10 protein-coding genes are annotated in these 13,585 nt (G+C 67.4%); 6 read left to right on the forward strand and 4 right to left on the reverse strand.

The annotated features are described in order from the left end of the window. Window positions 1-13 precede the first annotated feature (13 nt). A complete protein-coding gene (locus ACFPOB_RS28315) occupies window positions 14-874 on the forward strand; it encodes an SDR family oxidoreductase (protein ID WP_377801600.1) in 861 nt (286 codons plus the stop codon). A 114-nt stretch (window positions 875-988) separates the two neighbouring features. On the opposite strand, the gene ACFPOB_RS28320 is transcribed toward ACFPOB_RS28315, so the two are convergent. After that, window positions 989-3,484: a methyl-accepting chemotaxis protein gene (locus ACFPOB_RS28320; protein ID WP_377801601.1), complete on the reverse strand. Its 2,496-nt coding sequence runs from the start codon at window positions 3,482-3,484 to the stop codon at window positions 989-991. A 218-nt stretch (window positions 3,485-3,702) separates the two neighbouring features. Between ACFPOB_RS28320 and ACFPOB_RS28325 the strand changes: the two genes are divergently transcribed. From ACFPOB_RS28325 to ACFPOB_RS28335, 3 genes are all read left to right on the forward strand, one after another. Continuing rightward, window positions 3,703-4,692 carry a magnesium transporter CorA family protein gene (locus tag ACFPOB_RS28325; protein ID WP_377801602.1) on the forward strand — a complete coding sequence of 330 codons (990 nt, stop codon included), beginning with the start codon at window positions 3,703-3,705 and terminating at the stop codon, window positions 4,690-4,692. A 38-nt stretch (window positions 4,693-4,730) separates the two neighbouring features. Then, on the forward strand, window positions 4,731-6,509 hold the full coding sequence (locus ACFPOB_RS28330) for an SLC13 family permease (RefSeq protein WP_377801603.1): 1,779 nt from the start codon (window positions 4,731-4,733) through the stop codon (window positions 6,507-6,509). Window positions 6,510-6,697: 188 nt separating this feature from the next. Further along, a complete protein-coding gene (locus ACFPOB_RS28335; RefSeq protein WP_377801604.1) occupies window positions 6,698-8,065 on the forward strand; it encodes a dicarboxylate/amino acid:cation symporter in 1,368 nt (455 codons plus the stop codon). Window positions 8,066-8,075: 10 nt separating this feature from the next. Here ACFPOB_RS28335 and ACFPOB_RS28340 read toward each other — a convergent pair whose 3' ends face one another. Next, on the reverse strand, window positions 8,076-8,480 hold the full coding sequence (locus ACFPOB_RS28340; protein WP_377801605.1) for an MOSC domain-containing protein: 405 nt from the start codon (window positions 8,478-8,480) through the stop codon (window positions 8,076-8,078). 107 nt (window positions 8,481-8,587) lie between these two features. Next, window positions 8,588-9,631 carry a cysteine synthase A gene (locus tag ACFPOB_RS28345; RefSeq protein ID WP_377801606.1) on the reverse strand — a complete coding sequence of 348 codons (1,044 nt, stop codon included), beginning with the start codon at window positions 9,629-9,631 and terminating at the stop codon, window positions 8,588-8,590. 79 nt (window positions 9,632-9,710) lie between these two features. On the opposite strand from ACFPOB_RS28345, the gene ACFPOB_RS28350 reads away from it, so the two are divergent. Both ACFPOB_RS28350 and ACFPOB_RS28355 read left to right on the forward strand, forming a co-directional pair. After that, window positions 9,711-10,967, forward strand: coding sequence for a class I SAM-dependent RNA methyltransferase (locus ACFPOB_RS28350; protein WP_377801607.1), 1,257 nt, complete (start codon window positions 9,711-9,713; stop codon window positions 10,965-10,967). Between the two features lie 18 nt (window positions 10,968-10,985). Beyond that, the gene (locus ACFPOB_RS28355) at window positions 10,986-12,392 is read left to right on the forward strand and encodes an FAD-binding oxidoreductase (RefSeq protein ID WP_377801608.1); all 1,407 of its coding nucleotides are present in this window, start codon (window positions 10,986-10,988) and stop codon (window positions 12,390-12,392) included. On the opposite strand, the gene ACFPOB_RS28360 is transcribed toward ACFPOB_RS28355, so the two are convergent. Beyond that, window positions 12,370-13,551, reverse strand: a complete 1,182-nt coding sequence (locus ACFPOB_RS28360; protein ID WP_377801609.1) for an AGE family epimerase/isomerase — start codon at window positions 13,549-13,551, stop codon at window positions 12,370-12,372. The two genes, ACFPOB_RS28355 and ACFPOB_RS28360, sit on opposite strands and share 23 nt — an antisense overlap. Between the last annotated feature and the right edge of the window lie 34 nt (window positions 13,552-13,585).

Here is a 13,585-nt window from a genome sequence, read left to right on the forward strand (position 1 = left end):
GGAGGAGACCTGCATGTCGCTTAAGGGCAAGACGCTCTTCATCACCGGCGGATCGCGCGGCATCGGCCTCGCCATAGCGATCAGAGCGGCGCGCGACGGCGCCAATGTCACCATCGCCGCCAAGACGGCCGAGCCGCACCCCAAGCTGGAAGGCACGATCTACACCGCTGCCGCCGAGATCGAGGCGGCCGGCGGCAAGTGCCTGCCGCTGATGGTCGACGTCCGCGACGAGCAGAGCGTGGCCGAGGCGATCGCCAAAACGGCCGAGACCTTCGGCGGCCTCGACATCGTCGTGAACAATGCCAGCGCGATCTCGCTGACCAATACCCAGATGACCGACATGAAGCGCTTCGATCTGATGCACCAGATCAACACGCGCGGCACCTTCATGGTCTCGAAATACGCGATTCCGCATCTGGAGAAGGCGGAGAACCCGCACATCCTGATGCTGTCGCCGCCGCTCGACATGAAGACGCGCTGGTTTGCGCCGCACCTGGCCTACACCATGGCGAAGTATGGGATGAGCCTGTGTGTGCTTGGCCTTGCCGGCGAGCTGGCGCCGAAGGGCATCGCCGTCAACGCGCTTTGGCCGCGCACCACGGTCGCGACCGCGGCGGTGAAAAACCTCCTCGGCGGCGACAAGATGGTGCAGGCGAGCCGGACGCCCGAGATGCTGGCCGACGCCGCCTACATGGTCTTCAACAAGCCCTCGCGCAGCTTCTCGGGCAATTTCCTGATCGACGACAACTTCATGGCCGGCGAGGGCGTCACCGACTTCACGCCCTACCGGGTCGATCCGTCGGTGCCGCTGATGCCTGACTTCTTCGTGCCTGAGGAGATCAAGCCGCCGGAGGGGGTTAAGGGCGGCGTCTGAGCCTGCCAGAGCATTTTTGAGCGAAGTGGGTGCCGGTTCGCGTGAGGAAATGCGATAAAATAAAGAGCTGGAGCATTTCTGCGGTTCGGAGAAACGCGGAAATGCTCCAGAGACTCAGAACTCTTCCCACTCGCGGTCCCGCGCTCCGCCGTTCGCGACCTTGCGGGCGGGCATCGCAGCTGCGGGGGCGGGCTGTGCCTTCCGCGCTGGAGCGCGCGGCGCCGAGCGGGCTTCCGACATCGCCGCGGCGGCGAGATTGCGCAGGCGCTCCGGCTCGCTGGTCGCACGCGCCTTGCCACCGGCAATGCGGAAGGCCGCGACCAGCTGATCCAGGCTGTGGATCTGGTCGGCGAGCGACGCCGCCGAGGCAGCGCTCTCTTCGGCCAGCGCCGCGTTCGCCTGGGTCATCTCGTCCATATGGGCGACGGTCTGGCTCATCTCGTCGATGCCGTTGGCCTGCTCGCCCGCCGCAGCCGAAATCTCGACGACGGTCGCGGCGACCTGCCGGGAGGCTGAGACGATCTGGTCGAGGACGGCGCCGGCCGAGCGGACGAGCTTGACGCCTTCCTCGATCTCGCTGGTCGAGGACTGGATCAGGGTGGTGATGTCCTTCGAGGCCTCGCCCGAGCGCTGGGCGAGCGTGCGGACCTCGGAGGCGACCACGGCAAAACCCTTGCCGGCATCGCCGGCGCGGGCGGCTTCCACGGCGGCGTTCAGCGCCAAGAGGTTGGTCTGGAACGCGATGCCGTCGATCACCGAGGTGATGTCGGTGATCTTGCGCGAGGCGGCCTCGATCCGTTCCATCGCCGCGACCGCGTCCTGCACGATCATGCCGCCGCGCTGGGCGACGCTCATCGCTTCGTCGGAGGCCAAGGCCGCAGATTGCGACGAGCCGGCGCTCGCCTTGACCGAGGCGGCGAGCTCTTCGGTCGTCGCGGCAGTTTCCTCCAGCGAGGCGGCCTGCTCCTCGGTCCGCTTGGCGAGATCGTCGGCGCCCGCCTTGATCTCGCGGGCGGAGGCCGAGACCTGCGAGGTCGTCGCCTGGATGCCGCCGATCGTCTCGGAGAGGCGCTCGACCGTCTCGTTCACGGAGTGCTTAAGCTCGGCGAAGCGGCCCTGATAGCTGGTCGCGACGCGGCGGGTCAGGTCACCCTGCGAGACCGATGCGAGGATGTCGGCGAACTCGGTGGTCGCGCCGTCGACCACGGCGTTGATCTGGTTGATGCCGTCGACCAGCAGCTGCATTTGCGCATCGGCGCTTTCCAGGCGCAGGCGCGCGCTGAAATCGCCGGCCGCCGCCGCCGCGACGACCGTGCCGACATCGCTGACCACGGCGACCAGGGCTTCGGTCCGCGCCGCCCGCTCGGCCGCGGCGGCGCGCTCCTGCGCCTCCAGCGCCTGGACACGCAAACCGTTCTCCTTGAACACCCGGACGGCGGCGGCCATGCCGCCGATCTCGTCATTACGGCCGCTGTCGATGACCTCGGCGGTGAAGTCGCCCTGCGCCAGCTGCTTCATCGAGGCGGTCAGCGCGGTGATCGGGCGCGTCACGCGGCGCTGCACCAGCCAGAGCCCGATGAGCGCGAGCGCCAGCGCGGCCAGCAGGAGGAGGCCGTAGACGATGAGCGAGCGCATTGCCGCACCGGCCTTAGCGTCCGCCACATCCGAGACGACGTCAATGGCGCGGCTTGCCACGGCGCCGACGGTCTCGGAGGCGGCGACGATTTGGTTACGCCATTGATCGGGATTGATCGCAGGCTTGCGCCCGCCCGTCACGTTGGCGACGAGATCGGCCCGCGTCGCCTTGAAGGTGCCGCCGAAATAGGTATTCTCGGCGGTGGTGAGCGCGTCCTTGAGCGCCTGCGGGGTGCTGGCCTGGCCGATGAGCTGCCTCACCACGCCCCAGGCGAACTCCATGCGCGCATCGTTGACGAGGACGGCATTGCTCTCCTTGGCGTCCAGCGGCCGGTCCTGGGCGACGGCGTTGTTGAGGACGATCGTCGACGATCCGCTGAGCGAGCGTGCGGCCCAGGCCATCGAGCGGACGGAGGTCAGGTTGGCGAAGCTGGCGTCAAGCGCGAGGATGCGTTCCTCCAGCGTCGCCGAGGCAGCCTCGAGCGCGCTCAGGAACTTGGCGGTCTGGGCCATGCTGGCCCCCGCCAGTTCCTTATCCCGCGACTCAAGCGGCAGCTTCCAGTTGCCGTCGACTTTCGCGCGCAAGGGCTTCAGTGCCGCAACATGGCCGTCAATCTCGGTCGAGACGGACTTGGCAACCTCATAGCCGTTGTCCCGGACGATTCCCTGGGCCGTGGCGATGGCGTCGTCCAGACGCTTCCGGCGCATCAGCACGTCCTCGATCATCCCGCCGTTTTTCTCGGTCGGCATGCTCAGCGCGCTCGCGCCGTTGCCGCGCTCGTAGCGCAGGTTCTGCAGCGCCGTGAAATAGGCTTTGTTCAGATCGGCGAGAGCGGACACCTCGACGGCCCTGTCATGGCGTGTCCAAGCCTGCCAGAGCGCTTGCGACGAGAGCGTGACGATCGCTGCGCTGGCAAGGCCGAGGACGGTCAGGAGCATGGCCTTGATGCTGAGGTTCTTCGCGGCGTTGAGCATGGCAAACTCGGAGGGATGACTGATTGGTTCAGTTTCCCATGCGGCGATTGATTTTATGCTAACCATGCCACCGCGCCGGGATTGGCGAGGACGAGGTGCCATCCTGGTCTCGTTCGGCGACTGCCTCAGGGCACGTCATCGGTTTGACACTGCGGGGCGTTTGGAGTTGGTGCAGTGCAAATTCGCGCCTTGCCGCGCCTGATTCCGGATGACCGGCCATGCTCCTGATCCACGGCATCTGCCAGACGAGCGGCGACAAGCTCGCCCATCGGACCCTCGCCGTCGAGGAGGAGATCCCGCCCGGCTCGATCTGGATCGACCTGCTCAATCCGACGGCTCCCGAGGATTCCAAGGTCGAACAGCATCTCGGCATCTCGATCCCGACCAAGGAGGAGATGCACGATCTCGAACCGTCCGAGATCATCTATGCCGAGGACGGGGCGCACTACATGACGGCCCGGGTCATCTGCCAGTCCGAGACGAATGTTCCCAAACTCGCGGACATCACCTTCATCCTGACGGAGAAGGCGCTGGTGACGGTACGCTACGACGAGCCGGGCGCCTTCAACATCTTCTTGAACCGTGTCACCAAGCCGGGCGGCTGCGAGCTCGAACCGGCTGGCGTGATCGAAGGGCTGATCGAAGCGATCGTCGATCGCGCGGCCGAGGTCCTGCGCGGCGTCGGCGACCGCATCGACCTGCGCTCGCGCCAGATCTTCGATGGCGACAGCGCCCATGTCGAGCATGGCCGCGCCTACCAGGCGGTGGTGCGCAAGATCGGCCAGTACGAGCACATCATCTCGAATGTGCGCGAGAGCATGGTCTCGGTCGAGCGCGTGCTGCTCTACCTCTCGGCCAATTTCAAGCGCACCAAGAAGGCGGCTGGCGGCTTTAACCCGGAGTGGCGTTCCGCGCTGCGAGACGTCCAGGCGATCGAGGAGCACGCCACCTCCCTGTCGAACAAGCTCCAGTTCATGCTCGACGCGACGCTCGGCCTGGTCAGCATCGAGCAGAACAAGATCATCAAGCTGTTCTCGGTCGTCTCGGTGGCGCTGATGCCGCCGACGCTGATCGCCTCGATCTACGGCATGAACTTCAAGACGATGCCGGAGTTGGAATGGCAGCTCGGCTACCCGATGGCGGTCGGCATGATGATTCTCTTCGCCGTGCTGCCCTACATGTTCTTCCGCTGGAAAAAGTGGCTTTGACCGTGCCGGCGCAGCCCGCCTTTGGATAGCCTGCCCGGATGACGCTGCCTCAGATTCTGTCCTGCTCCCTGGTCGTCGCGATGATGGCGGCCTTCGTCTGGGGCAAATTCCGCTACGACGTGATCGCGCTGCTGGCGCTGCTCGCCGGCGTCGCGCTCGGTGTCGTGCCGGCCAAGGATGCCTTCAAGGGCTTTTCCGACGACATCGTCATCATCGTCGCCAGCGCCCTGATCGTCAGCGCCGCCGTGGCGCGTTCCGGGCTGGTCGAGACCGCGCTTGCCCGCATATCCCCCTCACTGCGCTCGACGCAGGCGCAGGTCGCGGTCCTCGTCTTCGTCGTCGCCGCCATGTCGGCGATCATCAAGAACATCGGCGCGCTCGCGATGATGCTGCCGATCGCCTATCAGCTCGCGCGCAAGGACGGGAAATCGCCCTCGGTCTTCCTGATGCCGATGGCCTTCGCCTCCCTGCTCGGCGGCATCGTCACGCTGGTTGGCACCTCGCCCAACGTCATCGTCGCACGCGTGCGACAGGAGCTCGGCGGCGAGCCCTTCGCCATGTTCGATTTCACGCCGGTCGGCATCGGCATCGCGCTCGCCGGCTGCGCCTTCCTGAGTGTCGCCTACAGGCTGCTGCCGAAGGATCGCCAGGGCTCGCGTTCGCTCGACCAGGCCCTCGACATCAAGGACTACGTCACCGAGGCGCGCCTGCCCGAGAAGGCTTCGCTCGTCGGCCAGACCATCGCCGATCTCAGGAAGCCGGGCGATGGCGAGGTGGAGGTCGTCGCCATCCTGCGCGATGGCGAGCGCCGCCGCGCCCCGCTGCCCGATGCCAGCCTGCGCGCCGGCGACATCCTGCTGCTGCGCGGCGAGCCCAAGGCCCTGGAGCGCGTCGTCGCTGCGAGCGAACTCGAACTCGTCGGCCAGCATCGCTCGACGCAGAAGGAAGGCTCGCTCGATCCGGCCCGCACCGGCGAGGCGATCATCACGCAGGGCTCGCTGCTCGAAGGTGTCAGCGCCGCCGAAATCGACCTGCATGCGCGCTTCCACATCAACCTGCTCGGCATCAGCCGCGCCGGCGAGCGCTTCACCGAGCGCTTGCGCGACATCCGCCTGCGCGCCGGCGACGTCGTGCTGCTGCAGGGCGACGAGGACCTCCTGCCCGAGCGCCTGCGCGAGCTCGGACTGCTGCCGCTGGCGGCGCGCAGCCTTCAGCTCGGCAGCACGCGCCGCCGCCTCGTCACCGGCACGATCGTCGCCACGACGGTCTTCGTCGTCGCGCTCGGCCTGCTGCCGGTGGCGATCGCCTTCTTTGCCGCCGCGGTGCTCCTGCTGGTGACCCGCGCCCTGACACTGCGCGACGCCTATGACTCGGTCGAGGCGCCGATCCTGGTGATGCTGGCGGCGCTGATCCCGGTCAGCGACAGCCTGCGCGTGACGGGCGCGACCGATGTCTTCGCCGGCTTGCTGGCGCAGCTCGGCGCCGGCCTGCCCGGCTGGGGCGCCGTCGGGCTGATGTTGGTCGCCGCCATGGCGGTGACGCCCTTCCTCAACAACGCCGCGACCGTATTGGTGATGGCGCCGATCGGCGCGGGCTTCGCCAAGACGCTCGGCTACAACCCCGACGCCTTCCTGATGGCGGTGGCGATCGGCGCGGCCTGCGACTTCCTCACCCCGATCGGCCACCAGTGCAATACGCTGGTGATGGGCCCGGGCGGCTACCGCTTCGGCGACTATGCGCGGCTCGGCGCGCCCTTGTCGCTGCTGGTCATCCTGCTCGCCGTGCCGCTGATCCTCTTCGTCTGGCCACTGCGCTGAACGGAGGCATTTGCGGACATCGAAACGGATCTGGAGAAAATTATTCTCCGCGGATCCGTTTCATGGAGAACGGTCCTGCTGCGATGTCGGTGCAATATGGACGTGTTTGGCTTCCCGCAGTTTGGCGCGGTGCTTATATAAGCGGCAGACATGTTCAGCCGCGCTGCGGCGATTGACGAGTTTCCATCATGACCACAGTGACGCCCCGAGCCGGCGCGGCGACCGCCGGCCCCAAGCCATTTTACGCGAATTTCGGCTTCCAGGTTCTGGCCGCCATGGTCGTCGGCCTAGCGCTCGGCTGGATCGCGCGCAATATCGGCCCCGATGCGGCCGGCCAGCCGAACTGGCTGACTGTCACACTCCAGACGACCGGCTCGATCTTCGTGCAGCTCTTGCAGGCCTTGGTGCCGCCGTTGATCTTCACCGCGATCGTCGCCTCGATCAGCAATCTGAGGCAGCTCTCCAATGCCGCCGCGCTGGTCTGGCAGACGCTGCTCTGGTTCGCGCTCACCGCCTTCATCGCCGTGCTGATCGGCATTGCGCTCGGCCTGATCATCCAGCCCGGCATCAATTCCGGCGCGATCGCCGCCAGCGCCAAGGCGCCGGGTACGGTCGGCTCCTGGCTCGACTTCCTGAAGGGGCTGGTGCCCGCCAACATGCTCGGCCTGCAGGCCTCGACCCGGATCGATGGTGGCGCAGCGACGACCCGCCTCGGCTTCAACGTGCTGCAGCTGCTGGTGATCTCGATCGTCGTCGGCGTCGCGGCCCTCAAGGTCGGCGAGCGCGCCAACAGCTTCCTCGCCTTCAACGAGTCGCTGCTGGCGATCGTCCGCAAGATCCTGTGGTGGGTGATCCGGCTGACGCCGATCGGCACCATCGGCCTGCTCGGCAATGCCGTTGCGCAATATGGCTGGCAGACGCTGCAGCAGCTCTCCTGGTACGCCTTCGCGATCTATCTCGGCCTCGCCATCGTGCTGCTGATCGTCTACCCGGCGCTGCTCGTCCTGCACGGGCTTTCGCCGCTGCGCTTCTTCGCCGGAGCCTGGCCGGCGATCCAGCTCGCCTTCGTCTCGCGCTCCTCGGTCGGCACCTTGCCGGTGACCGAAGCCGTGACCGAGAAGAGTCTCGGCGTGCCCCGCGAATACGCCGCCTTCGCCGTACCGCTGGGCGCCACCACCAAGATGGATGGCTGCGCCGCGATCTACCCGGCGATCTCGGCGATCTTCGTCGCGCAGTTCTACGGCGTCCCGCTCGGCCTGCAGGAGTATGTGCTGATCGCCTTCGTCTCGGTGATCGGCTCGGCCGCGACCGCGGGCCTGACCGGCGCGACAGTGATGCTGACCCTGACCTTGTCGACCCTCGGCCTGCCGCTCGCCGGTGTCGGCCTGCTGCTGGCGATCGACCCCATCCTCGACATGGGCCGTACCGCCGTGAACGTCGCCGGCCAGGCCCTGGTGCCGACCATCGTCGCCAAGCGCCAGGGCATGCTCGACCAGGCGCAGTACGACCGCGCCGGTGATATCGAGGCGATCGACGCCGGCGCGCAGACGGCTTGACGCCGCCCAGTTACAGGCTGGTTGCGGGAAGCCGCTCCAGCCTGTCGCCGATCGCGATCGCTCCGCTTTCGATCACCCGCGCCGTGATGCCGCCATGGCCGCGCACGGCGTTGTAGCCGCCAGAGCCGAATGTCTCTTCCATCCGCGAGCAGGGATGGCATTCGCCGGTCCAGGCGAGGACGGCCGTGCCGATCCGGAAGTGATGGTCCTTTAAGGCCGTGAGATTGAGGCCTTCGACGACGATGTTGCGGCGCAGCTGCTCAGGCGCGACGTGATCCAGCCCGAGATGGCTGGCGATCGCTGCGAGATGTTCTCGCTGGATCAGCGTGACCTGCCGCGAGCCGCTCCGGCCGCTATAGCGATCGCCGACAAGGCCTTCCGCCGCACTCGCCGTGGCCGTCTCGACGTTGGTCATCGCCGCGCGCCGTGCCGGTCGCAATCCGATCCAGACGACCCGACCTTGACGGATCGGCGCGTTCAGCAGCGCGGAGAGAAGTGATCCGGTCGGCGGGCGCACGGCGTTTAGGCCATTACCTTCGTCAGCACATCCTTCAGCCCGCCATCGCGCTCCAGCCAGCCCGGCACCGGCAGGTTCTTCGAGCGCAGGAACTCCGGGTTGAACAGCTTCGACTGATAGCGCGTGCCGTAGTCGCAGAGGATGGTCACGATGGTGTGGCCGGGCCCCATCTCCTTCGCCAGCCGGATCGCGCCGGCGACATTGATGCCGGAGGAGCCGCCAAGGCACAGGCCCTCTTCCTCTAGCAGCTGGAAGCAGAGCGGGATCGCCTCCTCGTCCGGGATCTGGAAGGCGACGTCGATCGGGGCGTCCTTGAGATTCGCCGTGATCCGGCCCTGGCCGATGCCCTCGGTGATCGAGGAGCCCTCGGCCTTGAGTTCGCCGGTGGTGTAGTAGGCGTAGAGCGCCGCGCCCATCGGGTCGGCGAGCGCGATCCTGATCTTCGGGTTGAAGCCCTTCAGCGCGATGGCGACACCGGCGAGCGTCCCGCCGGTGCCGACGGCGCTGACGAAGCCGTCGACCTTGCCCTGCGTCTGCTGCCAGATCTCCGGGCCGGTGGTCTCGATATGGCCCTGGCGGTTGGCGACATTGTCGAACTGGTTGGCCCAGATCGCGCCGTTGGGCTCGGTTCTGGCCAGTTCCTCGGCGAGGCGGCCGGAGACCTTCACGTAGTTGTTCGGGTTGACGTAGCCGACCGCCGGGACCTCGACCAGCGTCGCGCCGGCGAGCCGCAGCATGTCCTTCTTTTCCTGGCTCTGCGTCTCCGGGATGACGATCACCGAGCGGTAGCCGAGCGCATTGCCGACGAGCGCGAGGCCGATGCCGGTATTGCCGGCCGTGCCCTCGACGATGACGCCGCCGGGCCGGAGCGCACCGCTCTTCTCGGCGTCGCGGATGATGGCGAGCGCGGCGCGATCCTTGACCGACTGGCCAGGGTTCATGAACTCGGCCTTGCCGAGGATCTCGCAGCCGGTTTCCTGTGAGGCGCGCTTCAGTTTGATCAGGGGTGTGTTGCCGATCGCTTCGACGACGCCGTTGCGGATAGTCATGTCAGGCAACTCCAGCCATTTCCCTGTCGCTCGGCACCTGATAGGCCAAACCCGCAATCACGTCACGATCTGGAAACACATGTCTGCCCTCGCCATGAATGAAACGCTCACGATCGCGCGGCTCGGCCAGCGCGGCGACGGCGTCGCCGAGACGGTGCAGGGCCAGGTCTTCGTGCCCTTCGCCCTGCCCGGCGAGAGCGTGCGGGCCGTACGCGATGGCGATCGCGCGCAGGTCGTCGAGATCCTGACACCATCCGCCTCGCGCATCGCCGCGATCTGCCCGCTCTTCACGCGCTGCGGTGGCTGCGCCGCCCAGCATATGGGCGAGGGGCTCTATGCCGAATGGAAGCGCCAGCAGGTGGTGACGGCGCTCTCCCGCGCCGGGCTGGAGACAGAGGTGCTTCCTGTCGTCGATGCCCATGGCGTTGGCCGCAGACGCGTCACCTTCCATGCCCGCCGCGAGGATGATGGGATGCGCGTGGGCTTCATGGTGGCAGGTACACACGACCTGATCGAAGTCCAGGCCTGCCCGGTGCTGGCGCCGGGGCTGGAGCGGGCACCGATCGTGGCGCAGCATCTCGCGAACCGCCTGCGCGCCTCGAACAAGCCGCTCGACATCCAATTGACCGCTTCTGAAGCAGGCCTGGACGTCGATATCCGCGGTCATGGTCCGGCGGGCGATGCCTTACGCCGTCAACTCACCGAAGCGGCCGAGCGGCTCGATCTCGCCCGGCTCGCCATGCATGGCGAGATCATCGTCGAGCGGCGCGCGCCCTTCCAGCTGATGGGCAAGGCGGCGGTGACGCCGGCGCCCGGCGGCTTCCTGCAGGCGACGTCGGAGGGCGAGGCGATGCTGTCGCGCCTCGTACTCGATGCGATCCCGAAAGCGAAGCGCGTCGCCGATCTCTTCGCCGGCTGCGGCCCGTTCAGCGTCCGGCTCGCTGAGAAAGCGCAGGTTTCGGCTTTCGAGAGCGACAAGGCCGCGATTCAGGCACTGAGCCGGGCCGCCAACCATACGCAAGGCCTGAAGCCGGTTGCTGCGGAGGCGCGCGACCTCTTCCGCCGCCCCTTGCTGGAGCACGAGCTCAACGTATTCGATGCCGTCGTGCTCGATCCGCCGCGCGCCGGGGCGGAAGCGCAGGTGAAGCGGCTCGCCGCCTCGAAGGTGCCCTTGGTGGCCTATGTTTCCTGCGATGTCGGCAGCTTTGCCCGCGACGCGGCGCTTTTGGTCGCAGGCGGCTATGCGCTTGAGCGCGTGACGCCGGTCGACCAGTTCCGCTATTCCGCCCACATCGAACTCGTCGGCGTCTTCCGCAAGACCGCCGGCCGCAAGTGATCAGGTTCCGGAGGCACGATGAGCGCGCCCGTTTTCGAAGCTCTGGCCGGCATCGTCGGCGGCAAGAACGTGATCACCGATGCCGATGCGATGGTGCCCTATCTGAGGGAATGGCGTGATCTCTTCCGTGGCAAGGCGCAGGCCGTCGTCCGGCCGGGCTCGGTCGCCGAGGTGTCGGCGGTGATGAAGTGGGCGAGCCTCACCGGCGCGACGATCGTGCCGCAGGGCGGCAATACCGGCCTCGTCGGCGGGCAGATCCCGATCGCCGAGGGCCGGGAGATCATCCTCTCGCTGCAGCGGCTCGATAAGGTGCGCTCGGTCGATCCCGCGGGCGACACCATGACCGTCGAAGCCGGCGTGTCCTTGCAGGAGGCGCAGGAGGCGGCCGAGGCCGCCGGCCGGCTGTTCCCGCTCTCGCTCGCCTCGGAGGGCTCCTGCACGATCGGCGGCAACCTCTCGACGAACGCCGGCGGCACGGCGGTGATCGCCTACGGCAATGCCCGCGAGCTTTGCCTCGGCCTTGAGGTTGTGCTGGCCGATGGCCGCGTCTGGAACGGCCTGCGCCAGCTCCGCAAGGACAACACCGGCTACGACCTCAAGAACCTCTTCATCGGCTCGGAGGGTACGCTCGGCATCATCACCGCCGCCGTGCTGAAACTCTTCCCGCTGCCGGCGGCGCGCGCCACCGCCTTCCTCGCCGTGCCTGATCCGGATGCGGCGCTCGCGCTCCTGAACAAGGCAAAGGCCAGCGCCGGCGGCACGCTCACCACTTTCGAGCTCATGCCGCGCATCGGCCTCGACTTCGTCGTCCGCCACGCCAGCGGCGCCCGCGACCCGCTGTCGGGGCCCTCGCCCTGGTATGTGCTGATGGAGGTCAGCGCCCAAGCCGAAACCGGGCTCACCGACGCCGTCGAGGCGTTCCTCGGCGGGGCGCTCGAGGAGGGGCTCGTCACCGACGCCGTGCTCGCCGGCTCGCTCGGCCAGCGCGCCGATCTCTGGAAGCTGCGCGAGATGCTCTCGGAGGTGCAGACCCATGAGGGCGGCTCGATCAAGCACGACGTCTCCGTGCCGCTGCATGCGACGCCGGAGTTCCTGAAGCGAGCGATCGCCAAGGTCGAGGAAATGGTGCCGGGCTGCCGGCCGGTGCCCTTCGGCCATCTCGGCGACGGCAACATCCATTTCAACGTCAGCCAGCCGATCGGCGCCGACAAGGCCGCCTATCTCGCCGGCTGGGGCGCGATGAACGAGGCGGTGCATGCCATCGTCACCGAGCTCAAGGGCTCGATCTCGGCCGAGCATGGCATCGGCCGCCTCAAGCGCTCACTCCTGCCCGGCGTCAAGGACCCGGTCGAGCTCGACCTGATGCGGACGGTGAAGGCGGCGCTCGATCCCAAGGGCCTGCTCAATCCGGGTTCGGTGCTGTAGCGGGCGAGGGTCGTTGGAAGGCCGCGTCGCCCTTGGTGACGCGGCAGACCTCGGCGAGCGCCAGCACGAGATGGTAGAGCACCCGGACCGGGACCCGCTCGCTGATCGGCCGCCCCCGGTCGTCGAGCTGGTTGACCCAAACCCCGCTCTTGGCGTCGACGAAGTGCCGGAACATCAGGCGCAGATGCTGGTCGAGCCGTGCTGCGGCATCGGCGTCGCCCTCGAATTCGATGCGTGCGACGAGCGCCTTCAGGTATTCGGTCTGCGGCCAGAGCAGCGCAGCGCCGTTCAGCACACGCCCTGCCGGGTCCACCTCGTTCACGACGAGCCGCAACGAACTGGCGGTAGCGTCGACCTGACGCTGCCCAAACGCATGGAGCTTGCGCGCCGTCTCGCGAGCTTCGGCCGACCCGGTCAATCGCTCGTGGTGATGAAGCAGCCACGTCCACTCGAAATGATGACCGGGCTCGCGGATCAGTCCGCGCGAGCCGGGGAAGGCCGCCCAGTCCTCGCTGAAAAACTCGCCAAGCGTGCCATTGCCGTCCAGCATCCGCTCCCGCATCAGCTGCACGAGCCTGTCGGCCGTCGTCAGCCAGCGCGGGTGGTGCGACACCGCCGCGAGGGCGTGGCAGGCCTCGAGCAGATGCATATGCGGGTTCTGCCGCCGCGGCTGCGTACCCAGCGTGTCCTCGCGAAAGCCCCCGGCGGGGTCGGCCAGCTCGCCATCAAGGAAGTCCATCACCTCGCCGGCGATTGCCAGCACGTCCGTCTCGCCGGTCGCCTTCGCGAACCAGCCGAGCGCGAAAAGCACGAAGGCGAGGTCGTAGAAGTCGGTCTTGCCGTCGACGATTTCGCCACGCTCAGTGCAGGAATGGACGAATCGCCCATCGGCGCCCCGGCAGGCGCCGGTCAGAAAAGTGAAGCCGTGGCGTGCCGCAGCGAGCGCGCCGGGTACGCCGAGCAGATGGGCATGGCTGAAGACATAGGTCAGACGCGCCGTGACCAGGGTCGTGCGCAGGTCGCTGATCTCGGGCGTGCCATCCGGCCCGAGATATTCGACGAAACCGGGCCGCGCCGGATCGAAGGCGCGGGCGATCCAGCCGGGCAACAAGGTCGCTGTCAGCCAGGACCGCAGATCGTCGGGGGCAGGGCTCGACATGCTTCAGGTTCTCTAAGGCCGTGCGAGGTGCTCG

This window comes from Allobosea eneae (assembly GCF_042657265.1).
Lineage (GTDB): Bacteria > Pseudomonadota > Alphaproteobacteria > Rhizobiales > Beijerinckiaceae > Allobosea > Allobosea eneae.

Excerpts from the sequence above, each read along its gene's own strand:
- ACFPOB_RS28355 (WP_377801608.1), top strand. The coding sequence starts at position 10,986 with ATGAGCGCGCCCGTTTTCGAAGCTCTGGCCGGCATCGTCGGCGGCAAG.
- ACFPOB_RS28340 (WP_377801605.1), bottom strand. The coding sequence starts at position 8,480 with ATGACCAACGTCGAGACGGCCACGGCGAGTGCGGCGGAAGGCCTTGTC.
- ACFPOB_RS28320 (WP_377801601.1), bottom strand. The coding sequence starts at position 3,484 with ATGCTCAACGCCGCGAAGAACCTCAGCATCAAGGCCATGCTCCTGACC.
- ACFPOB_RS28345 (WP_377801606.1), bottom strand. The coding sequence starts at position 9,631 with ATGACTATCCGCAACGGCGTCGTCGAAGCGATCGGCAACACACCCCTG.
- ACFPOB_RS28335 (WP_377801604.1), top strand. The coding sequence starts at position 6,698 with ATGACCACAGTGACGCCCCGAGCCGGCGCGGCGACCGCCGGCCCCAAG.
- ACFPOB_RS28350 (WP_377801607.1), top strand. The coding sequence starts at position 9,711 with ATGTCTGCCCTCGCCATGAATGAAACGCTCACGATCGCGCGGCTCGGC.
- ACFPOB_RS28360 (WP_377801609.1), bottom strand. The coding sequence starts at position 13,551 with ATGTCGAGCCCTGCCCCCGACGATCTGCGGTCCTGGCTGACAGCGACC.
- ACFPOB_RS28315 (WP_377801600.1), top strand. The coding sequence starts at position 14 with ATGTCGCTTAAGGGCAAGACGCTCTTCATCACCGGCGGATCGCGCGGC.
- ACFPOB_RS28330 (WP_377801603.1), top strand. The coding sequence starts at position 4,731 with ATGACGCTGCCTCAGATTCTGTCCTGCTCCCTGGTCGTCGCGATGATG.
- ACFPOB_RS28325 (WP_377801602.1), top strand. The coding sequence starts at position 3,703 with ATGCTCCTGATCCACGGCATCTGCCAGACGAGCGGCGACAAGCTCGCC.